The 23623-nt window shown below is 48.7% G+C and carries 16 protein-coding genes, 3 tRNA genes and 1 other RNA gene; 7 read left to right on the forward strand and 13 right to left on the reverse strand.

All coding sequences use genetic code 11. The features are described from left to right. Positions 1–27: 27 nt before the first annotated feature. From JNO48_00265 to JNO48_00280, 4 genes are all read right to left on the reverse strand, one after another. Positions 28–504 carry a GNAT family N-acetyltransferase gene (locus JNO48_00265; protein ID QTE68390.1) on the reverse strand — a complete coding sequence of 159 codons (477 nt, stop codon included), beginning with the start codon at positions 502–504 and terminating at the stop codon, positions 28–30. Between the two features lie 119 nt (positions 505–623). Beyond that, positions 624–714: transfer RNA gene (locus JNO48_00270), tRNA-Ser, on the reverse strand. 82 nt (positions 715–796) lie between these two features. After that, entirely contained in the window at positions 797–1507 is a 711-nt protein-coding gene (locus tag JNO48_00275; GenBank protein ID QTE68391.1) for an rRNA pseudouridine synthase, read from the reverse strand. Positions 1508–1528: 21 nt separating this feature from the next. Continuing rightward, positions 1529–2809 carry a glutamate-5-semialdehyde dehydrogenase gene (locus tag JNO48_00280; GenBank protein QTE69637.1) on the reverse strand — a complete coding sequence of 427 codons (1281 nt, stop codon included), beginning with the start codon at positions 2807–2809 and terminating at the stop codon, positions 1529–1531. 124 nt (positions 2810–2933) lie between these two features. Here JNO48_00280 and smpB point away from each other — a divergent pair, with 124 nt between their 5' ends. Both smpB and ssrA read left to right on the forward strand, forming a co-directional pair. Beyond that, positions 2934–3404, forward strand: a complete 471-nt coding sequence (smpB, locus tag JNO48_00285; GenBank protein QTE68392.1) for an SsrA-binding protein SmpB — start codon at positions 2934–2936, stop codon at positions 3402–3404. 21 nt (positions 3405–3425) lie between these two features. Continuing rightward, positions 3426–3770, forward strand: a transfer-messenger RNA (tmRNA) gene (gene ssrA, locus JNO48_00290). A gap of 70 nt (positions 3771–3840) precedes the next feature. On the opposite strand, the gene JNO48_00295 is transcribed toward ssrA, so the two are convergent. Beyond that, positions 3841–3922, reverse strand: a tRNA-Leu gene (locus tag JNO48_00295). Positions 3923–4034: 112 nt separating this feature from the next. Here JNO48_00295 and JNO48_00300 point away from each other — a divergent pair. After that, positions 4035–6440, forward strand: coding sequence for a CapA family protein (locus JNO48_00300; protein ID QTE68393.1), 2406 nt, complete (start codon positions 4035–4037; stop codon positions 6438–6440). On the opposite strand, the gene JNO48_00305 is transcribed toward JNO48_00300, so the two are convergent. Beyond that, positions 6410–7498 (reverse strand): class I SAM-dependent RNA methyltransferase, encoded by a 1089-nt coding sequence (locus JNO48_00305; protein QTE68394.1) that lies wholly within the window; start codon positions 7496–7498, stop codon positions 6410–6412. The genes JNO48_00300 and JNO48_00305 overlap by 31 nt on opposite strands. A gap of 384 nt (positions 7499–7882) precedes the next feature. Between JNO48_00305 and JNO48_00310 the strand changes: the two genes are divergently transcribed. Next, positions 7883–8632, forward strand: a complete 750-nt coding sequence (locus JNO48_00310) for a hypothetical protein (protein ID QTE68395.1) — start codon at positions 7883–7885, stop codon at positions 8630–8632. A gap of 48 nt (positions 8633–8680) precedes the next feature. Here JNO48_00310 and JNO48_00315 read toward each other — a convergent pair whose 3' ends face one another. The 5 genes from JNO48_00315 to JNO48_00335 all read right to left on the reverse strand — a co-directional run bounded on the left by JNO48_00315 (position 8681) and on the right by JNO48_00335 (position 14063). Continuing rightward, positions 8681–9799, reverse strand: a complete 1119-nt coding sequence (locus JNO48_00315; protein QTE68396.1) for an aldo/keto reductase — start codon at positions 9797–9799, stop codon at positions 8681–8683. A gap of 67 nt (positions 9800–9866) precedes the next feature. Beyond that, entirely contained in the window at positions 9867–11480 is a 1614-nt protein-coding gene (locus tag JNO48_00320) for a glycoside hydrolase family 9 protein (protein QTE68397.1), read from the reverse strand. Between the two features lie 13 nt (positions 11481–11493). Further along, positions 11494–12714 carry an endo-1,4-beta-xylanase gene (locus JNO48_00325; GenBank protein QTE68398.1) on the reverse strand — a complete coding sequence of 407 codons (1221 nt, stop codon included), beginning with the start codon at positions 12712–12714 and terminating at the stop codon, positions 11494–11496. Positions 12715–13033: 319 nt separating this feature from the next. After that, positions 13034–13107: transfer RNA gene (locus JNO48_00330), tRNA-Trp, on the reverse strand. Between the two features lie 68 nt (positions 13108–13175). Next, complete coding sequence (locus JNO48_00335) at positions 13176–14063, reverse strand: helix-turn-helix transcriptional regulator (GenBank protein QTE68399.1); 888 nt, start codon at positions 14061–14063, stop codon at positions 13176–13178. Positions 14064–14185: 122 nt separating this feature from the next. Between JNO48_00335 and JNO48_00340 the strand changes: the two genes are divergently transcribed. The 3 genes from JNO48_00340 to JNO48_00350 are packed head-to-tail and all read left to right on the forward strand — an operon-like array spanning position 14186 to position 17633. Beyond that, positions 14186–15355 carry a Gfo/Idh/MocA family oxidoreductase gene (locus JNO48_00340; GenBank protein QTE68400.1) on the forward strand — a complete coding sequence of 390 codons (1170 nt, stop codon included), beginning with the start codon at positions 14186–14188 and terminating at the stop codon, positions 15353–15355. Further along, a complete protein-coding gene (locus tag JNO48_00345; protein ID QTE68401.1) occupies positions 15352–16428 on the forward strand; it encodes a Gfo/Idh/MocA family oxidoreductase in 1077 nt (358 codons plus the stop codon). Before JNO48_00340 ends, JNO48_00345 begins: the two co-directional genes overlap by 4 nt. Before the next feature lie 26 nt (positions 16429–16454). Continuing rightward, positions 16455–17633: a Gfo/Idh/MocA family oxidoreductase gene (locus JNO48_00350; protein QTE68402.1), complete on the forward strand. Its 1179-nt coding sequence runs from the start codon at positions 16455–16457 to the stop codon at positions 17631–17633. A 13-nt stretch (positions 17634–17646) separates the two neighbouring features. Here the strand turns inward: JNO48_00350 and JNO48_00355 are convergent, their stop codons facing one another. After that, the gene (locus tag JNO48_00355) at positions 17647–18405 is read right to left on the reverse strand and encodes an RNA methyltransferase (GenBank protein ID QTE68403.1); all 759 of its coding nucleotides are present in this window, start codon (positions 18403–18405) and stop codon (positions 17647–17649) included. Between the two features lie 39 nt (positions 18406–18444). Beyond that, complete coding sequence (locus JNO48_00360; GenBank protein QTE68404.1) at positions 18445–23619, reverse strand: hypothetical protein; 5175 nt, start codon at positions 23617–23619, stop codon at positions 18445–18447. Between the last annotated feature and the right edge of the window lie 4 nt (positions 23620–23623).

Genomic DNA, 23623 nt, shown 5'->3' on the forward strand with positions numbered 1-23623 from the left:
TACGCCTAAAAGTACACCAGCGATTTTCTATAGTTTAATTACCGCGTTGATATCATCATCCTGTTCACCAATCTCCTGAAATCCCATGGAAAGATATAGCTTCCTTGCGACTTCGTTGTTTTTGTCATAGCAAAGCCAGCAGAAATCCGCTTTGCCGTGCGGGAATGTCTTAACAAACTCCAAGGCAAGCTTTACTGCTTTCTTCCCGTAACCTTTTCCTTGCTCTTCTTCATCTATCATCAATCGCCAAAGGAAATAATTCTTTTGGGATATTTCCGGCGCGTCAGGATCATTGCATACTTCGCCATAGTCATAAGCGATCATTAAGAATCCAACAGCTTTATCATCATCGAAAATTCCAAAAGGGTATACCGCGCCTTCGGTTTTGTTTCCCACATAGGCATGGACGAGACTCCATTCATTGCCTGCGATAAAACTTTCCTGCTCTTTTTTTACAGTTAGTTCGATAACGTCCCATACATTATACTTGTTTAATTCTTCCAAATGTACCGTTCGTCATTCCTCCCATCCGAAGCGTATAGAAATAATATATCATGCTCATCTCGTTAAAACAACAAAGAAACCTCCCTTGTCCTTTTGGCAGACAAAAGAGGTTTCTTTGATGGCGGAGAGTTAGGGATTTGAACCCTAGGTGAGGTATCACCCCACACACGATTTCCAGTCGTGCGCCTTAGACCACTCAGCCAACTCTCCAGGCAGGCTGTTGCTCACAGGGATTGATTATATCGAAAAACCCGGATTTGTCAAGAGCCGGAAAAAGCAGAATGCATGAAAATCATATTTCCTTCAGCCTGCGGATTTCTGATTCTGTCAGGCGGCGCCATTTGCCTGCGGGAAGGTCCCCAAGGCTGACCGGACCGAATTCAACCCTTTTCAGGCTGACCACCTGGTGCCCAACCGCATCCACCATTTTCCGTACCTGGCGGTTCCGGCCTTCATGAATCGAAATCAGCAGGACCGTATCAAATGTTTCCCGGCGGATCAGACGTACGGAAGCCGGGGAGGTCAGACGGCCGTCAATCATCACACCGCGCCGCAGCTGGCTGATTTCATCATCTGTAACCTGATTGGAAACCTTGGTCAGGTATACCTTGCTGACTTCACGGCTGGGATGAAGAACATGATTCATCATGTCCCCGTCGTTCGTGAGGAGAATCAGACCCTCGCTGTCATAATCGAGACGTCCCACCGGATAAAGGCGTACGGGATAATCCCGGAATTTGTCCATTACAGTTGCGCGGCCTTCCGGGTCAGAAACAGTTGTGACTTCACCAATCGGTTTATTGTATGCAATATAATGCTTTTCTTCCTGAATGGAAACAACGGTTCCGTCCACTTCAACCATATCGGAATTTTCATCCACCTGAATACCCATTTCGGTAACCCTGCAATGATTGACCGAGACCCGTCCTTCCGAAATCATCTTTTCCGCGTTCCGGCGCGATGCGACTCCGCTGAGCGCCAGGAATTTCTGCAGCCTCATCATATCAAAATCACCTCTGAGTCATTAAAGCGGACACTTTTCATTGAGCGGCACATGGGTAAATGAACGGGTTCCGTCTTTTATTTCAGCAAGAATATTCCCGTTTCCGATCAGTTTGTATTTATAGGTTGTCAGACCCTCCAGACCCATAGGACCGCGGGCATGAATCTTACCGGTCGCAATACCGACTTCCGCACCGAAACCGTAAACAAACCCGTCGGCGAAACGGGTGGAAACATTCCAGTATACGCCGGCGCTGTCTACCCGGTTCATAAATTCGGCGGCAGCTGATTTGTCCTCTGTAACAATACAGTCCGTATGGTGAGAACCGTAATGATTGATATGGTCAACCGCTTCCCGAAGAGAAGAAACCACCCGCACAGAGATAATATAATCCAGGTATTCTGTTGCCCAGTCCTTTTCGGTCGCCGGAATACAGTCAATTATTCCGGCAGCGGCTTTGTCTCCGCGAATTTCAACATTTTTTGCTTTCAGCGCTTCAGCAATCCGGGGAAGGAGGGAAGCTGCCGCCGCTTCGTGAATCAGCAGGGTTTCAGCGGCATTGCAGACCGAAACATACTGGGTTTTACTGTCAACACAGATGCGGACTGCCTTTTCGGGATCTGCATCCTTATCGACATAAACATGACAAATACCATCTGCATGTCCGAGAACAGGAATGCGGCTGTTATCCATAATATAACGAACAAATGCGTTGCTTCCCCGCGGAATAATCAAATCAATCAGCTCATCTTCCTTCAGCATGGAAGCAACATCCTCACGGGTTTCCAGCAGCTGGGCACAATCGGCCGGAAGACCGGAAGCCTCAAGAGATTCGCGTACCACCCGGCAAAGTACCTGATTGGTATGAAGGGCTTCACGCCCGCCCTTCAGAAGAACCGAGTTGCCGCTTTTCACACAAAGCGAAGCAATCTGGATCAGGGCATCCGGACGGCTTTCGAAAATCACACCAATTACACCGATCGGACATATTACCCGATAGAGATTCAGGCCTTCGGTGATCTGTGTCGAAATCGTGGTTGCACCGATCGGATCCGCAAGAAGAACAAGGGAGTGAAGACCGTCACATACCTGTTTCAGTTTGTCCGGTCCGAACTTCAGACGATGAAGAAGCGGAGAGGAAAGTCCTTCCTTTTCAGCAAGACAGAGATCCTCCTTATTTGCGGCAAAGATTTCATCGGCTGAAGCATCCAGAAGATCCGCCATACGGGTCAGAACTTCATTCCGTGAAGACAAGGGAGCAACCGATAATTCCAGGAATGCGTTCCTGGCACGGGAAGACATTTCGTGCAAATCGTTCAAGAAGGATCACACCTTTCCATCATTAACAGGTGTGATTCTACCATAGAAAGCCGGAATTGAAAAGATCACAGGCGTGTGTTATACTTCCGGAGGGAGGAATTGACTCATGCCGCATCAGAAGGGGATCAAGGTCATCGCACAGAACAAAAAAGCCTATCATGACTATTTTGTGGAAGAACGGATTGAATGCGGCATTGCGCTGTTTGGCACTGAAGTGAAAAGCGTCCGCCTCGGCAAGGTCAACCTTAAGGAAAGCTGGGCCCAGATCCGGAAAAACGAAGTATGGGTTGAAGGCATGCACATCAGTCCATATGAGCAGGGAAACATCTACAACCGGGATCCGCTTCGCGACAAAAAGCTGCTTCTTCACCGGAGTGAAATCCGGAAACTGGATTCCCAGGTGATGCGCCAGGGATATACACTGGTTCCGCTGGAACTGTATCTCAAAGACGGAAGAGTCAAAATGGAGCTTGGTGTGTGCCGCGGAAAACAGGTACATGACAAGCGGGATACCATCGCGAAACGCGATTCAGAACGGGAAATCCGCCGCGCGCTTCGTGAAAAGCAAAAAGTTTGAAAACGTAATGCTGTCAGAAATGGGGATGATCCGGTTTCGACGGGGATGTCGGATGACGGATAAGCGAGCCGCAGGCCCTGTACTGCGTATCAACGGGGAAAAACAATAACTGACAATAGCAATTACGCTTTCGCGGCTTAATGCCGCGCGTCGGCCCTGACCGCCTGCGGATCAGGCAACCGGCGTCATGATCGCAGGGAACGAGTTAAGCCTAAGCTTTGCAGCTTAATCCGTAATTATGAAGCTACCTGTCCGGCAGTCTGTCCGCGGACGGCCGGAACGGGGAAATCAAATCACGGAATGCGCTCGGAGAAAGTCCTTCGGATGAATCTTCGGACAGGGGTTCAACTCCCCTCATCTCCACTTTTCAGGCACGTGCAGGCGTGCCTTTTTACATTCAGATAAAAAAAAACCGGGCAGAAACCCGGGGAAAAAGTGCGGTCGACGGGACTTGAACCCGTACCCATTGCTGGACACGCCCCTCAAACGTGCGCGTATGCCGATTCCGCCACGACCGCAGAACAAAAGTGATTATAAGAGCCGGGAAGACATTTGTCAAGCATTGACGAAAGAGGAAAATACTGATAGTCTGAATCCGGTTTATTACAGGAAAATAGGAGGCGGAGAGGAATGCGGAAAAAGAATTTCCTGATATGGACAATTATCCTGGCTGTATCAGCAGTATCCGTGTTCCTGTCCTGCTGCGCTGCAGAAATTTCCGGTTTTTCCATTAAACGAATCGGACAGATCACCAGCTTCGCCCAAAACGTTTTCTCTGTGGATGCTCCTGAAAGCGGGAAACTTACCATTCAGATCCATAATGATACTTCCGTATTCAGAACCTTATCCCAGGACATTGAAGCAGGCAATACACGGATTGAATGGGACGGGTGCGGATACAACCGGGAACGGCTGACACCGATGACTTATCATATTACAGGTGAACTGATCGGGAATTCCGGAAATGTATATACACTGCAGTTCGATTCGCCGATTCAGTACGTAACACAGGCCCTTTATTTTGCACTTCCCTCATCGCAGACTGCTTATCTTAGCAATCCGGATGAATGGTTTGTGGAATCAAAAGTTGTCACAGCGGGCACCCTGGTTTTTGATTTTATACAGGGAGACACTCCTGTATATTCTTTCCGGCGTGAAATGAAAGCGAACCGTATCAACACTACTTCGTTGTCCGGAATAAGCGGCAGAAATGAAATTGCTCCGGGTGAATACCTGGTCCGTGTATATGAAATTTCCAATCCGGAATATCAGAGTGAATTCAATCTTCGGATTGAAAATGAAAAACCCGCACCTGAACCGGTTGCCATTACCGGACGCATTATGCCGGAAGAAAACGATGATGATGAGACCATCTGGAAGCTGATGACCCAGCCCGCTGTTGTTGTGGATATCCGGAATGTCGATCACCAGAATGTATATAAAGAACCCCGCATGGATTCCCTTGTTCTCGGAACCCTGCATGGACAAACCCAGACGCTTTGTGTGCTTGATATCATGGATTCCTGGGCACAGGTTGAAGCCTGGAACCATGAAGAGGGAGAAAAAATATCCGGATGGGTCCCCCTTGAAAAGCTGAAGGTTGTGCAGCCTGGCCGGGAATACGGACTGCTGATTGATAAAAAAGCACAGACCATGAGTGTGTTTTTCCGGGGGGAACGGATTGAAACCATCCAGGTCTGTACCGGACGAATGGAAAAGAATGAACTGTATCAGGAAACCGCTGCCGGAAGCTTCCTGACCGGTGAGCACCGGGTAGATTACAGTACAAACGGAAAAAAGTATGATTTTGTCATCCAGTATGACGGCGGCAACCTGATCCATCAGATTCCTTATGCGTTCGGAAACGGAAAGAAAGATTTTACCGAAGGACGCGCACTGCTGGGAACAAAGGGATCCCATGCATGCATCCGGGTTCAGGCAGAACCCGGACCAGAAAAAGGAATTAACGCATACTGGATCTGGACGCATATTCCATATCACTCCCGGGTAATTATCCTCGATGATCCCGAAGAAAGGGAAAAAGAAAAGGCCATCCTAACCGGAAATACTTCCAATCCCGATGTATGTGACCAACTGAATCAACCAGGCGTTTCCAGTGATGAAGATCCCGTGATTATCACATTCGGCGGGGATGCGGTACTTGGAGGACGGGAGAGTTATTTCCGGCGGGAGGACAGCCTGTTTGCCTATATCGCAAAGTACGGATCCGGTTATCCGTTTTCCGGAATCGGAGACTACTTTCAGAACGATGATATCACCAGTATCAACCTGGAAGGGGTACTGAAGGATACCCCAGACGGAGAAGATCTGAAAAAACAATGGCGTTTCCGCGGACCTGCGGCGTTTTCTTCCATAATCCGGGACGGATCGGTTGAGATTGTCAACCTGGCCAATAATCATACGATTGATTACGGCATTCCGGGATATGAATCGACTGTTGATGCAATCAGCGGAATCGCAAACTGGTGCGGGCCAGAGAAGCCTTGTGTCATTTCAGTCCGCGGATACCTGATCGGATTTGCCGGATGCCGGGAAACCGCATATCGTGAAGATCCAAAGGTTATCTCAAGAGATATCCGCAGGCTGAAGGAAAGGGGCTGTGACTATATTATCTGCCAGTGCCATTGGGGCACAGAATATGATCCGAATCATAATGCCATGCAGGAAGCAATGGCAAGAACCTGCGTAAGGGAAGGGGCCAACCTGGTAATCGGCCATCATCCGCATGTCGTGCAGGGAATTGATTTCATTGAAAACGTACCGGTTATATACAGTCTTGGAAATCTGTGTTTTGGCGGAACGATCAACCTGAGCGGATATGATGCAATCATCGCACAGGCTTTCATTTCATTTGGAAGCAGAAAACCGGAAACACAAATCGAGCTGATCCCGATCAAGACCAGCTCACGATATCCAGAAAATGTCAATGATTTCCGGCCCGTTCCTGCTGAAAGCAGCGAAAAGGCTATTATCATGATGAAAGTTCAGGCTGATACCGGTTTTCTTCTTCCGTAATAGATATAATACGTACATTCAAGACGCCCGTTGTAAAGGCGTCTTTTTTTATCCGCACGCAAACCAAAGGATTTTTCGAAACCGGGATCCGAAGTAATCGCACACAGGGACCAGGATGGATGACGATCCTTCAGCGCCCGCAGTTCACGGTAAAGCGCGCGTGCAGCCGACTGATCATTCAGCCGTTCCCCATATGGGGGATTACAGATGAATACTCCGTTTTCCGAAGAAAGCACGACTTCCTGGAGGGGAAGGACCGAAAGGGATATTTTTCCTTCCAGATGAGCCTGACGAATATGGCGGGCAGCGAGCTCCAACGGTTCATGATCAATATCTGAACCGGCAATATCAACAATCCGGTCCGGAGAATAATCTTTTTCCGCATTTCTGCGGATGGAAGCGAAATCCAGATTCCGGCAGAAGAAAAAGTTTTCCATCGCAAAGCTGCGGAGAATGCCGGGGCAACGGCAGCCTGCAATCAAAGCGGCTTCCGTCAGAATCGTGCCTGTTCCGCAACAGGGATCATACAACGGTATTCCGGGTTTCCACGGACTCAGACGGACCAATGCAGCAGCAAGGGTTTCCCGGAGCGGAGCTTCACCGTTCCAGGTACGGTAACCGCGGCGGGAAAGCGCTTCTCCGGATGTATTCAGCAAAACACGAACGCGGTCAGAATGGACCGAAATCAAAACCGGAAAAGCCGGACCGTCTTCCGGAAAGACACGACGGCCGGTTTTCGATTTCAGGCGTTCAAGGATTGCTTTTTTTGAAATGGACTGACAGTCGCGGGGACTCATCAGCTGACTTCGGGCACATTTGGCAGAAATATTGAAAGCCTCATTCCCGGAAACATATTCTTCCCAAGGAACAGAAGAAACAAGACGAAACAGTTCATCAAAAGTCAGGCATTTCTGATCGGCAAGGACAATAAATATCCGGTCGCAAAACCGCAGTGCCAGATTGCAGCGAAAAATATCCTCCGGACAGGCATCAAAACGGACATCTCCGTTTTCCGCATGAACATTCGCCATTTTCAGCAACCGAAGTTCATCAGCCACAAGCCCTTCCAGCCCAAATGCTGCGGATGCCTGACAAGTAAACCGAGTTTCCAATCCCAATCATCCCTTCAGGTTCATTATATTCAGTTTATCCTGTTTTATTCCAACTGTAAACCAATCCCGGAAATAAAAACAGATTTATCCGGTTGAAAAAAACAGAAGAATATCGCATAATATTAAAAGAACCTGAATGAAACGAGGAATTTGTCAATGGAAACCGGAGCCATCGTTGCGGTCAGTGCTGTTATTGCGATTGCCGTATTTGCTGTAATTATCTGTATTGTTTCCGCAGTCAGCAGCGTAAGCGGTATCAAACACACCAATGACGAGGATTCCAATTCCTGATTTTGCCTGTTCAGCCGGACAGGAGGAAGAACTGAATCCATGAACGCAACAGAAGAAACAATCCGACATCTGCTGGATATCTGCAGCCGTGCAGAGAAAACAGGACGGCGCTGCTATTCCAGTTTCCTGACGCCTGCGGAACAGGACGATTTTGCCAGAAATCCTTCCGCGGCGTTTTTTCAGTGGGCTTTTGAAGGCGGCTATGAAAATGCGGAGCGCCGAATTCTTGCAGCGGGTGAAGACGAATACGATTCTGCTGAAACCATACCGCTCCGGATTATCCGGGCAGAACCGCAGAATGAAAAATTCGCGGAAGACCTGTCCCATCGTGATTATCTCGGTGCGGTGATGAACCTTGGAATTGAGCGGTCGACAATCGGCGATATTCTGGTACGCGGACGGAAAGCCTGGATTGTCTGCCAGGAACATGTTGCGGAAATCATTCTTTCAGACCTGAACCGTGTTCGGCGCACGGCTGTCCGCACATATCCGGCTGCGCCGGATGATGAAGATATGAAGCCGGAATTCCAGCCGGTTTATGTTCATGCCGCATCCGAAAGGATTGATGCACTTGCTGCTGAATTTGCAGGCATCAGCCGAACACAGGCGGCCTCCTTATTCTCTTCCGGCAAAATATTCGTAAACGGGAGAATCATCATGGACCGAAGCGCTAAGCTTCATTCCGGAGACATCCTGTCCATCCGTGGAATCGGAAAAGGAAAATATGAAGGAATTGAAAGGGAAACCCGGAAGGGAAGACTGGTTGCGGTTTTCCAAAAGTATATATAAAACCCGGAATCCGGTTTCCGAATTCCGGGCTTTTTCCGGGATCGCTTTTTACAATCCCAGGTCAGTCCATGCGTTCTGCAATGACTCAATGATATTCAAATGCTGCGGACAGGCTGCCTCGCAGGCACCGCATCCGACGCATTTGTCCGCTCCGGAACCATTCTTCAGGATATTTCCAAGCTCCCAGCTATGCTTTGGATCCGTATCATACAAGGATACATTATTCCAGGCAGAGAATAAACCCGGAATATTGACGCCGTTCGGGCAGGGCATGCAATAACGGCAGCCGGTACAGCTGATTTTTGTGCGGCTGATATATGCGCTGCGTACATCGTCCATCAAATGCAGTTCATCAGGACTCATAATACCGGGTTCCACTGTATCGAAGATCCGGAGGTTTTCATCAATCTGCTCCGGTTCATTGCAACCGGAAAGAACCACAGAAACCGCCGGATGATTGCATAACCATCGGAATGCCCATTCCACAGCCGACCTTTTTATCGGAAAAGCATCATAAAGCGCCTGCACATTTTGCGGAGCATTTGCCAGGCGGCCTCCGAGCAGACCTTCCATGATCACAACCGGAATTCCTTTGCTTCCGGCCAGTTCAAGCCCTCGGGTGCCGGCCTGGTTGTTGATATCCATAAAGTTATACTGAATCTGGACCATATCCCAGTCACTGTCGTTCAATATATATTCAAACTGATCATAGGGGCCATGAAAAGAAAAGCACTTATACCGGATTTTCCCGGCTTTTTTCATATCATCAAAAAACTCCGGCGCCCCGATGGATTTGAAGTATTCCCATTTTTCCCTGTTGATTCCATGCATGAGATAAAAATCAATATGATCCGTCTGCAGCTTTTTCAGCTCAGAATCAAGAAGAGCTTCCATCTCAGCCCGGTTGTGAACGGCTTCGGCCGGCATTTTCGTTGCAATGGTAACCCGATCCCGATACTCATCCAGCAGGGCTTTGCCCAGGACAATTTCAGAAGTTTTATTTAGGTAAACATATGCCGTATCCAGATATGTGACTCCTCCGTCAATTGCACGACGGATGAGTGAGACGGCTTTCTGTTCATCTATCACACTGTCACCGGACGCAGGACCGTTAAACCGCATGCAGCCAAGTCCGAAAGCGGAGGAATAAATGCCGAGCTTTCCCATTAACCTTTTTTTCATATTCTGACTCCTTTCATCTGTCTGAAAAATCAATTGCATATCGCAAAACCGATTATGAATGACTGACCATCATGAAAAATGCGCCGACGAATAAAGTGGGTGAATTCCAGTAAATTGCAATTTCATTGGTATCTGCAGACGGAAGCTCATCCAGGTAATACTTTGCAGGAGGAAGATCTTCCCCAAGCCGCTCCCTGTGAACCGGATATGGAAAACCTTTGTTCGGTCCGCCGACAATCAACCCGGGAACCGGGTCATCAATTCCATCTGAACCGGAAGGACGATGATGCGGATGCATCACGGGTTTTTCCCCCAGACCTGTAACAAAACATAGATCCAAGGCATTCATACCAAACGCGTAATGCCATTGAAGCAGCGCCGCTTTCCGCATATCTTCACGTCCGGTCAGCATATAATTCAGGATCATGGAAACGGCATTTGCCATAATCGGCAAGATACTGCCCCAGACATACTGATCCGGAGAAAGGGAAGTACCATATCCTGAAGCGGAAGACAATTTGAGTGCATTTTCACTCTGCCGGAGAAAATCTGATTTCAGCCGGGAATAAAGAATGCTGCCGGATTTTTCGCGCATATCAAACAGGCAGCACAAGGCTCCCATTCCGCCGACATCCGACCATCCGAACTGCGTCAGATTCTGTCCGCTGCGATAAAGGTTTTCAGCAGCTTCCCGGAAATCCATGTCACCGGTGGCTGCAAATAGTTCACAGGCGGCCCAAAAACGATCATCTGAATCAGTTTTTTCCCCGTACCATCCGGTCCGGACCCCCTCTGGATTCCGAAACGGAATGAAATCCGGGTTCGCTTCCAGCCATGTCCATCCTTTGAGAGCCGCCGCAAGCGCCCTGCCGGAAAAATCAATATCAAAATCGGCATAAACCCGAGAAGCAAGTGCAAGGCATGCGGAAGCGGCTGCCGTAGCACAATGCGAGACCGGCATGAGGTATTCTGGATCGGTATCATCGTGCGGCATGATAAACGGAGCAAAATGATCCTTGGTCAGTTTGTGGTAAAAAGCACCATCCGGACGCTGCATCTGCAGAATCCAGTCCAGCTCATACCGGGCCTCATTCAAAACGTCCGGAATACCGTTTCCTGATTCCGGAATATTCAGAGAACCGGAAAAGCTGGCCGGAAACAGCTTCCAGGCGTACAGCAGATGACCAACTGTAACAGCTCCGGGACCAACATATTTGCCGTAATCACCGGCATCATGCCAGCCTCCGGTAATCCGACGGATTCTTTCACGGTTTTCCCATTCTGCTGCAGGCGCCGTGTGGCAAGCAGGATGTGCATATACTCCGGCATACTCTTTCTTCAGTTCACATCCGCAGCGCTGGAAATAGAATCCTTTGACCATCATATCAACGACAGGCTGCCATGGATTCTTCAAAACCGAGATCTTTCTGACAAATCCATTATTTTCAAGTGTATAGCAGCCTTCAGGCAGAATCCCAAGGTCCAGGACTGAAACCGGATCTCCGGACGAATGATCAATCGGTGACGGCATTTGATGCAATTCCCGCAGCAATCTGCCGGAGCCATCGGTCAGCCGGACCGTACCTTCACCCAGAAATGCGATATATACCGGCATTCCGGCCGCATATCCGGTCTGGTTTATCCGAAAAACAGGATGGTTATTCATTGAAATCACTCCACTACCGGTCAAGGCTCAGTTTCATGCTGACAGGAGCATCCAGCGTAAAGCAGGCAGATGCATCTCCGTCTGAAACACTATAATTTCCTTTATAGCCGGTGAAAGTAATATACCCGTTTTCATCAGTAATCAGCACGTTATGGGTTTCCCACTCACCATGGATCAGTTCATGCAGTGCATAATAGGACGGTTTTTCCCGGTTATCCAAATATACAAAACCGGAAGGAGCATTCAGCCAGCATCCATCATTAAAATCCCATGTTGTGACTGCTTCCACAAGCGGATGGGCAAAGAGCACAGAATACATTTCGGTTATTTCACGGGCCTGACGCTCTTCACCTTCCGGTGTACTTGGCCATGTGTCAACCTGCCAGTCATTCAGGTCAACAATATGTGCCGGCATGATTTCACCGGAAACAAGCGTGTTTTCCGTAAAATGAATCGGAAGCCCAAACCGGGAAAACCTCTCCAGAACATTGTTCAGTTTTTCAAGTCCCCAGTAGCCCTGGTGCTGATGGCTCTGAATGCCGATGGCGCTGATCGGAACACCGGCTTCCAGGAGACCTTCCAGAAGGATTTCATATGAAACGCTTGTGTTGAAATCATTGATCAGGAGAGTTGCATCCGGATTGGTTTCCTTCGCGGCAGCAAAAACTTCCTTTACCAGGCGAATCCGTCCCAAATCCTTGCATATCCGTGTGATTGCATTATCATAACGGTCAAAAACCGGCATAATAACTACTTCATTGATTACATCCCACATATCCACAACACCCTTGTACAGGGAGACATCCCGCCTGATCCGCTCCAGCTGACGGCGAAGGATTTCTTCGTTACTGTACTGCATAAGCCATGGCGCGCATGCAGTATGCCAGCAGAGGGGATGGCCTTTTACACGAACACCCTGTTCCTGCAGCCAGCGGGCTGCCGCCATTGTTTCGGGATACGCGGTTGTGCCTTCCGACGGCTCATATCGACCCCAGTAAAACGGCAGGGTTCCATAATTGAAAAGAGCCAGCCATTTGTTCATTCGCTCTGTCAGAAAAGCCTTTTTTTCAGGATCCTGTGTTTTCATTAAAGCAACAGAATCAAAGGCACCGCAGCCAAACAAAAACTGATGTGAGGTCTGGTTCACCTGAAACCGGCGTCCGGAAGCCGGAGTGCCGTCCGGATTCAGTATTTGGATTTTGGCTTCTGATTTACGATGCATCAGTTGATCCATGGATATGCTCCTTTCAATATACACTTGTTTTATAATATTCTATTATTTAAAGTTTACTCTAAGTCAATATTATTACAAAAAAAGATAAATAAAACTTCATTCTCCTGCGTTTTCCGGAAGATGTAAGCTGGATTAAGGAAAATAAAAACTCCCGCATTTAAGCGGAAGTTTTTATTTGGCAGGGGCAGAAGGATTCGCCTTTTCTGCGGAAAAGCTGGGCCGGCTCTGACAGCACACTGTGCTGTCTTCACTACCGGCCCGTTCGAATCCTCTATTCTATGCAAATAAAAACTCCCGCATATAAGCGGAAGTTTTTATTTGGCAGGGGCAGAAGGATTCGAACCCTCAACAAAGGTTTTGGAGACCCACGTGTTACCATTACACCATGCCCCTAATCGCAACGGTGAGATTATACGAAAACTTTACGGGTTTTGTCAAGCCAAAAATGCATTATTTGGTATTTAAAGTTCAAGGTTATGAAACTGATGCAGCTGCTTTCGATACCTGCTTGGGGAGATTCCTGCTATTTTCGTGAACGCGCGAAGGAAATTGGAATAATCACTGAAGCCGCACTGGAAAGCAATACTGTTCAGGCTTTCATCTCCAAGCATCTGCTGACGTGCGAGCATTACACGCCGGTAGAGGATATAATTATATACACTGCGGTTTGTAAAACGTGTAAACTCATGTGAAAGGTAGGAAGGACTTACATTGAACATTTTTGCAAGTTCATTGACATTCAGCTGTTCGGTATAATGGTTGTTGATGTGGGTCAGAACATCCTGAATTATACTGTTTGTCAGAGGTTCGCTTTCGGCCGGTGCGGCAGCGCCCAGCACGTCGCAAATCATCGCGAGGGCTTTCATCATCAGGGAATAATCCTGAAAGCGATGGACCGGATCTTCCGAAATCAGCTCCTGAGACTGCAGCTGACGAACCAGGCTGCAGAATTCATGTGCAACATTCTGAGGAAGTTCATATGTATATCGGCCGTGTGCTGCATGGGAACGGAAAAACTGATCCAGATCCAGCAGATTACAGCCCAGATTGCGAAGAACTTCCGGGGAAATGTTCAGATATGCACGTTCATAATTGTGCATTTCCCCGATGCAGTTCAGGCCATGCATAAAAAATGGAGGAAGAATGAACAGCTGATTCGGCTTCAGCGCATACAGATGGCTGTCCACACCCATAAACTGTCCGCCGCCCAGATGTATATAAAACTCAAAATAGTCATGACAATGGTATTGTGTCACAGACATACTTTCACTGAATTCATAATGAGCTTCATAACCGTTGGGATTTTGGGACATCGGGGTAAAGGAAGGCTGAAAATTCAGATCTTTCATTTTTTACTCCTGAACATATGCAGAAATCACATGTTTTTTCAGCAACATTTAATATGGCGTTTCGAAAAAACGAATGATATCATGAGGTCAGAAAAAGAAACTGCATAAAGCGAGGTGATTCCATGATCAGGGTTGCAGTAGTCGGGACCGGCGGTATTTCCCATGCTCATATCCACGCGTGGATGAAATTCCCTGAACGTTGTAAAATCGTTGCTCTGGTTGATATTATCCCCGGAAAGGCGCAGCGTGTCAAGGAACAATATCATCTGGACGCAGATGTATATTTGGATCATCATGACATTCTGAATCTTGATATTGACGTTGTTGACGTTTGCACACCCCCATTTTCTCATGCAGAAATCAGCATTAATGCACTACAATCTGGCAAGAATGTAGTATGTGAAAAACCCATGGCAGCATCCCTGCAGGAATGTGATGAAATGCTGAAAGCACGTGATTTAAGCGGCAAAAGGCTGTCGATCATCGCACAAAACCGTTTCAGGGAACCGATCCGAAACCTGAAAGCCCTTCTGGACAGCGGGATTGCCGGTAATATAAGGGCAGCCCAGATCAATTCTTTCTGGTTCCGCGGTCATTCCTATTATGATCTCTGGTGGCGCGGAACATGGGAAAAGGAAGGCGGCGGATGTACCCTGAATCACGCGGTGCATCATATCGATATGCTTGGCTGGATGATGGGTCTTCCAGACAGGGTCACAAGCGTCCTGGCCAATACCGGGCATGATAACGCAGAAGTTGAGGATCTTTCTGTATCCATTCTGGAATATCCACATGCCCTGGCTACCGTTACAGCTTCAGTCGTTCATCACGGTGAGGAGCAGGAACTTGAATTTCAATGCGAAAAAGCAAAAATATCCGCTCCGTATGATGTTTTCGCTTCCATACCGCAGCCAAACGGTTTTCCGCTGAAGGAACCGGACGAAGAATTCCGCAAAAAGGCAGATGATTTCATTCGGAATCTTCCGCCGATTCCATATGAAATGCATGATGGACAACTCGAAAACGTCCTTTCTTCCCTGGAAAGCGGAAAAGATGTTGCCATCACAGGAGAAGACGGACGATGCACCATTGAGCTGATCACAGCCATTTATAAAGCCGGTTCACTGCATCAGCCAGTTCAACTGCCCCTCAAGTCCGACGATCCGTTTTATACGGTTGACGGGATCCGGCAAAATGTTCCACATTTTTATGAGAAAACCACATCAGTGATGGAACTTGACGGGAATATCACATTCGGGTCCGGTTTCAAAAAAGAGGAGAATCGAAAATGAAAGTATCTGACGGAATGACGTATGCTCCGAAAGGGAAACCCAGTCCGGTTGTAAAAAAAGGAGAGTTCATATTCTCTGCAGTGCGCCTGGATCATGGTCATATTTATGGTATGTGCAACGGACTGACTGAAGCTGGCGGATCAATCAAATATGTTTATGACAGGGATCCGAAAAAAGTGGAATCATTTCTGAAAGCATTTCCTGAAGCGAAGGCAGCACGAAGTGAAGAAGAAGCTTTGGACGATCCTGAAACCCAAATGATTGCGGGTGCTGCTGTCACCAGCGAACGATGTGCGCTCGGACTGCGCGCGATGGATGCCGGAAAGGATTATTTTACAGACAAAGCTCCCTTTACGACGATGGAGCAGTTGTGTTCAGCACGGGAAGCGGTTCGGCGGACCGGAAGAAAATATATGGTTTATTATGCCGAACGCCTTCATGATGAAGGATCGATTCTGGCCGGATATATCGCTCATTCCGGAGAAATCGGAAAAGTAATTTCAGTGACCGGATTCGGGCCTCACCGGCTCGGCGCATCCGGGAGGCCCGCCTGGTTTTTTGAAAGAGAAAAATACGGCGGAATCCTATGCGATATCGGCAGTCATCAGATTGAACAGTATCTTTTTTACGCCGGAGAAGAAGATGCAGATGTTGTTTCCAGCAGGATTGCCAATTTTGCCCATCCGGATTATCCTGAACTGGAAGATTTCGGTGACTGCAATCTTACCGGAAAGAACGGAACCGCCAATTATTTCCGCGTCGACTGGTTCACTCCTGACGGGCTGCGGACATGGGGTGACGGGAGAATGTTCATTGTCGGAACAGAAGGTTTTATCGAAGTCCGAAAATATGTAAACCTTGCTTCTGACCAAAATGGCGGATGCCACGTTTATGTTGTCAACGGAAAAGGGGAACAGTATCTGAATGCATCCGGTGTTACCGGATATCCATTTTTCGGAGAACTGATTCTGGACTGCCTGAACCGCACAGAAAAAGCAATGACCCAGGAACATGCTTTCAAAGCAGCTGAATTATGCCTGAAAGCCCAGGCCGAGGCTGTACGGATCGGGTAATCAAAACGCAAATGGAAGTGCAGAAAATGGAACAACAGAAGATCAGGCTGGGGATAATCGGAATCGGTAACATGGGCAGTGAGCACTGCCGGAATATTGCTGCCGGAAAATGTCCGGAGATTGAAATTACAGCCGGTGCTGACCTGCGCGAAAGCAGAAGGGTATGGTTCCGGGAAAACATGACTGATTCTGCAGAAATATATGAAAGCGGAGAAGAACTGATCCGTAAAAGCAGTTGTGACGCAGTTCTGATCTGTGTCCCGCACTACGGCCATGAAAGCCTGTCCATTGCAGCCATGGAAAACGGAAAGCATGTTCTTTGTGAAAAGCCTGCAGCTGTTACAGCATCCGCTGCACGACATATGTGTGAAATCTCCGATCAGACCGGCAAAGTCCTTACTTTCATGTTCAATCAGAGAACCAACTGTATTTACCGCGGGATTCATGACCTGCTGATATCCGGAAACTTCGGCAGGATCAAACGGATGAACTGGATCATTACAGACTGGTACAGAACTCAAAGATATTATGATTCAGGTTCATGGCGTGCCACATGGTCCGGTGAAGGCGGCGGTGTACTGCTTAATCAGTGCCCGCATCAGCTGGATCTGCTGATCTGGCTTTGCGGAATGCCGGATTCAGTTAATGCGGTCTGCCACGAAGGAAAATGGCATGATATCGAAGTGGAAGATGATGTCAGTGTGTATCTTGAATTTCCAGGCGGGGCAACCGGTATCTTTGTCGCGTCCACCGGTGACCTTCCCGGCACCAACCGTCTGGAAATAGACTGCGAAATGGGCAAAATAGTATGTGAAGACGGAATTACGCGTTTCTGGAAGCTTCCGAAGAATGAGCGTGATATCTGCTTTAGCAGTGACAATCCATGGTTCCGGATTGATCCAGATGCACAGATTCTGCGCAGTGACGGATTGAATCCGCAGCATGTTGGTGTGCTGAACGCATTTGCGGCCCATCTTCTTCACGGAGCATCGCTGACAGCAGAGAAAGAAGACGGCCTTCGCGAAATCATGCTGTCGAACGCAATTCATCTTTCAGGCTGGACCGGTAAAACGATCCGGATTCCTGCCAATGAAGATGAATTTAATCTCAGGCTGAAAGAAAAAATCGCCGGTTCCAGAATCAAAACCGGCGAAGATATTACTTATCAGACCAGCCATACCGGTACTGGAAGACAGGAATCCTGAAAATCAGAAAGATTCATTCAGGAAGATTTCGTGTCAGATCATACATCATAATACCGGCTGCCACTGCCACGTTCAGGGATTCGGCTTCACCGCGCATCGGAAGACGATATCTGTGAGTCGCAATCATTTTGACTTCATCCGAAACGCCATTTCCCTCATTGCCGACAATCAGGATCACAGGCTCCGTGATTGGCTTCCTGGAAAAGAAAGGTTCACCGTCGAGCTGTGATGAAACAACAGCAAATCCCTTATCCCGGTATACTGCAAGCCTTGCGGCAAGCGAATCTGCAAATTCAATGCCCATATGAAAAATACTGCCCATGGATGCGCGAAGAACTTTCGGAGAATAGACATCTGCGCAGTCAGGGCTGACCAGGATTCCATCAAATCCTGCCGCATCCGCCGTACGGATTATGGTGCCGACATTTCCCGGATCCTGAAGTCCGTCCATGGCCAGAATCCTGGAACCGCCGGTACGGAGAGACTGAGCCCGGATTACCGCAGCAATTCCCTGGGGAGTTTTTGTGGAACAGACAGAATTGAAAACATGATCCGCAAGGTTGAAGCAAGGAATATCCGTCGGCAGCGGAAATAACGGATCAAAATCCTGCCGGAGAAGGACCGCATCCACAGGAAAACCTGATTTCAGCGCTTCTTCCACCATTTTTATGCCTTCCACAAGGAATTTGCCGGAAGCATCCCGGCTTTTTTTTTCGCTCAGCGAACGCCAGACAGCGACTTTCGGATTATGGAGTGATGTGATTGTTTCCATTCATTATCACCTGTTTCATGAATGATATTCAATCCGGCATCAGGAATTGGGATCCGGAATATCCTCCAGCAGATTAACGATCCATGCGGCAAGGGAATTATACGGGCGCGGCGTTTCACGGTCAAAGAAGGACTGGTCAATCGCTGCGCTGACCGTTGATTCACCAATATCGGAAAATGGATGGTAAGGGTCTGAAGTGAAGAAGTTCGGGAAAAGGGATGAAGCAGACATCGGGAAAGTACGCGCAAAACGAAGCAGAAACTCAGGTAGGAGTTCTTCCGGACGAACTGCGATGGAGGCCGGTACGGAAGATGCCGGGGGAAGCTGGGTATACGTATCCTGCAGGATGGACAGTCCAACCGGGATTTCCATCTTCTTTTCTGCAGAAAACAGGAGGGAGAGGGAAGCCACACGCCGGTTGCGGAACATCGTCAGGAAATGCCATACTGCAGCCTTGATATCGTCCGGCATCTGCTCCAGGATCAGGGATCCCCGTCCGGAAAGGCACAGGGACATCTGTTCCGGTAAAAAATCATTCCTGTTCGGATCTGCCGCAATCTGAAGAAGGACCAAGCCAGACAGCATCATCAGATAACTGACATGCAGGAGCAAAACAGCTCCAAAGCGCGTCGGAATACCGGCGGTCCGGTACTGGTTCATCAGGCTGATCAACAATGGATAATAATCCGACAGAAAATGATCCAGCGCAAGACGCGCTTTGCGAAGAGAAACAGAGTCCTTTCCGGCATCCTTCAGAATCTTTGTCAGATAATTCAGGTCTGACTGGAATGTTTCGTCCGCAACACTTCCGAATTCACGTTTCAGAAGAAGCGGATCACGCAACAGAGCAGGAAGCAGCATATAGTGTATTCCCAATGGAATCTGGCATGTCCGGACTGCCTGCTCCCTTCCGCGCAGGAAAAGGGAAATATCCGCGGTACAGGCGCCGATATCCAGAACCATAAATCCACCGCGTGTATCTTCTGAGGCACACAGCCGGAAATAGGCGCCCAGGGCTGCACTTTCTGCGGAAAAAGCCACCGGAAGACCGGATTCGGAAATCGGGAAACCGCTTTCCTGCATCACTTTATCCACCAGACTGATAAACAGCATACGGAGGTTTTCGCGCCCTTCATGAGCCATCTCATCCGGAATCGCAAAACGCCAGGACAAACCGTCCGCTCCGTCCATACGTGCCTGTAAAGCAGCCATCAGCATTACCTGATGAAGGCATATATATCCGGAACGGCCTTTTTCCTCTTCCCATTTGAGACAGGTATAGAGGGCATCTGACGGAGTTGTCAGCAAATCCTGAATATTGGCTGACATCAGAATGGTCCCATCCGAAAAGGGAACAGGTGAAATACCCGGGGCATTGCGGAAAATACGGGACACAGTCGGAAGAAGGGCGGAAACGGGAACTGCGGGAATAAATTCACGGCGCAGAAGCTCCTGGGACGTTACAGGATTATTGAGGATTGTACGGACCATGACCGGACCCTGGAGCGGCTTCCGCTGTGCTCCGCAAGAGAATACCACCGAAGTACCTACTGATCCGAAATCGATACATACCGTACAGCTGCCGGATAGCTTCTTCTCCGGCGGCGGCAGGAAATTCGGAACAGTTCCGATACATTTCCCGTCATAAAGAATTGCAAACGCAGACGGGAAATCCGGAAGCACAGCTGTATAACGGGAATCTGAACCGGTCATAGATTCAAAAGAGCCATTGTTCCCTGAAAGGATTTCGACAGATATTCCTTCCGGAAGATGTGAATATACAAAGTAAGCATTCCACATGCCGCGAGGGAACGGAACGGACGGCCACACCGCCAGGGTCGGAATATCCTGGGAGAAAAGCGTAACGATTTCATCATCCCTGTAAATCCTTACAAGCCGGAGCGGAAAGGCACCATTCAGTGTCAGTGTCACACGGAGAGATGAATCATCCGGCCTTTCCAGGCGGATCAAATCCGAGTCAAGAAGCAGCCGGGCTTCCGGGAAAGAACTGATTGCCTGGATCATTTCGGAAGATAATGGAGGGAGAACTGCATCCGCCGTAAACGCCTCCGGATCATCTGCCTTTCCGGCGGCGCTGGGAAGAACAGAACACATATTGCTGAACATCGTATCCCCGATAATATCACCGCTTCTGGCCGGGAAAACAGCGATTTTTTCACTGAACGGCTGAAGCATCCGGGTACTCAGAATATCACCGAGGCATTCACGGAAAACGGTTATGACAGAAGGTGACAGGGGATCCCAGGGCCAGGACAGTTCAGGAGACTGATCAGAAAGGGGGTTTTCCGCTTTTGCAATGATATCAGCGGCTGTTTCCCTGCATTCCGGAAGTGCATCAGGAAAACGGCAAAGCATGGCAGTTGTTTCCCGGATCAGCTGATCCCGATAATCATCCGACCAGTCAGCCATCACAGCACATTCCTTCCTGATTGCTTTCAGGAAGAATTCCTCATCAGCTGCATGGGAGCTTTCCAGGATCATTTTGGAGTTTTCCCGAGCGAATGGATTCCCGCGCCATTCGTAAGTCACCTGTTCAGGCAATCCGACACAGGATACCGGAGAGCACGGAACACCTGAACATACTGAAGCAATCGGGTCGTTACCGAATCCGGATTCGTAGACGCAGGCATTCCGGGTCAGACTGCTCCTGTATGCCGGGAGATTCCGAAGACCGTTCACTGCATTCAGACGAATTTCCAGGAACGGATCAGGGATGTCCGATGCTCCGGAAGAACAGATATCCTCAAAAAACGAGAGCAGGAAGTTTTTCAGGTTTTCATCCGTATATTCCGGCAAAGAATCAAGAACAGATGTAATCCATTTGCTCATCAGAAGGCGATCGCCTTCCGACAAATCCGGAACAGGATCACGGAATGAATCAGCATTTCTGTCATACCAGGTTACAAAGGAAGGAACCAACCGTGCGTGAGATGCACTGCGCCGGGCCGGTATCATCGCTTTTGCCGGAACTATGACCAGGAACGGTAAATCCCGTCCATTTTCATCCTTCAACGAGAAGATACCTGCACTTTCAGCCTGAAATGCAGACAGCCAGTATTTCAGCAGTGGAGTATTATCAAAAACAGAAACAACCGTCAATTCTGCTTCTCCAGCACTTCGCCTTTTATACAGCCGGAGGACGATCGCTGCCAGCAGTCCGCGCAGTTCTCCTGAATCAGATTCGGCGGAGACAGGCTGATGATTCAGGACTGAAAGCAGGCCGGAAAGAGTAAGCAGCGGGGAAGCCGGAATCAGATCAGGCAGAAGTGCTACTTCCGGCAGTTCACCAATAGAATGAAAGCGAAGAGAAGAAACAGATGAACTGCAGACAATCCATGCATTCAAAAGCAGATAACCAACCGGATTGCTCCGATTGTCGAAAGGATTGGAACGGCAGGCCTGCTGAAAGCCCTTCATCAATGTTCGGGCATCCGGCAGGGTACAGCCTTCCAGCAGGAACGGTATGCTGTCTTTTATTTCCCGTAAGACCCGATCGTCAGCCGAAGAGGAAAACAGTCCTGACAGGGATTGATATCCCCGAACTGAAAGAATAACAGGGATAAAAGGCTGGTCCTTTATATCATTTCCTGCTTTTGCAGAAGATGTTTCCGTATTTTCAAAAAGTTCAGAAGTACTGCGGTTCACAGCAGCCTGAAGAAGCCGGATCCTGCGTTCCCGGCGTGCAATTACAAGACGGTCTTCTCCTGCAGGGTCTGTACTGTTTTTATCCCGCGCTGCAGCCAGTGCGGATTCACACTTTTTCATACAGTCCACCCGTGCCTGGAAAGACCGGAAAGGACCGACTTCGGATAAAACCGTATCCCGGGAATTTTTTTCACTTTTGACCTGTTCGGCCATCTGATTCAGACGGGCCACCAGAAGCTCTTCCTCTGTATCATCCATGGAGTCCCTGTGAACCGGATGGATGTTTCCGATGCCTGACGCGTCCAGATCTTCGCGGGCAACATCGTATTCAGATGCCACCGTAATATAACGTCCGCACGAATCCACAGCCTTTTTCCAGGATTCTTCCATTTCAAGCGAGTAACGCAGAGACTGCGGTACAGAACGGATTACAGCAATACATTCCCGAAGCACAGTGAGAATTGATTCCTTTATGTTTAAAAGGGATTTTGATCTTTCACTGTCGGACATGCTGCCCCAAATACTGCTGAAAAGATTATGCCGGGAATTCAGACGCAGCGGACGAGGATGCGCATCGTGCTGAATGGCAGAAACACAAGACGGTAACAGATCGGAAAGAAGCCAGGCTGAAAAAAGAAGAAAACCCGCAAAGGAAACAGCTTCATCCTGAAGCGTCTTCATGGAAACAGCGCCGCTGATCCGCCGGGTATGCAATCCAACGGCAGGAAGCTTATCCAAAGAAAAATACCTGCCGATGATCCGTGCTGCCGAAAGAAATACAACCCGGTGGGATTCATTGCTCTCGATCATTGTGGACGGAAGTGAAACAAACCACATGGCATCGGCACCGGCCGGGGCTTCTTCTTCTGAATTCCGGAGAAGGGATCGTTCCTTCATTTCCTGCACCGCAGCGTGCAGATCGGGAAGAATCGCTGCAGAATCAGAACGGGAAGGATTTGCCAGCGCAATCAGTGCAATATACAGATCTTTCCCGGACAGAGCGGAACGAATCCAGGGGAGCAGCACTGCAGCCAATGCTGCAGAAAAACTGTCACTCAGATCACAAAGCAATGCAAGACGAACCGGTTTCCCCTCCGAAAGCGCGGACTGAATCCTCCTGATATAACCAAAGAACGGTTCACATGAATCATTTGGTTTTTTATTCAGCAGAAAGGAGAAAGACCATTCCGCAGCTTCCCGGTCGGTCCTGTATGATAAAGGCATGTTTCTTCCCCGAAGGGCAGCGTAAAGCAATTCTGAATCAGGCTCAGAAGCCAGTTCGCTGCTGCCGGGTAAAATTGCAGTGCAGGAACCGAAAGAAAACCGAGTGCGATAAAACGGAAAATCCGGAGAAATATCGGGAGCAGCATCATGAAATCCATTCAGCGTACTGATCAGCGAAGGCAGTGCGGGATCGACGGAAACGGAGGCAATATGAAAAATATCCAGGGATTCCACCGGCCTGGCAGCCCCGCATGACAAAGCAGAGCAGACGGTTGGAAGCGCCTGCTCCGAAAAAGTGCCGATACTGATCAGGAAATTGTTCAAACCA

The organism is Clostridiales bacterium (genome assembly GCA_017569285.1).
Classification (GTDB): Bacteria; Bacillota; Clostridia; order Christensenellales; family Aristaeellaceae; genus Aristaeella.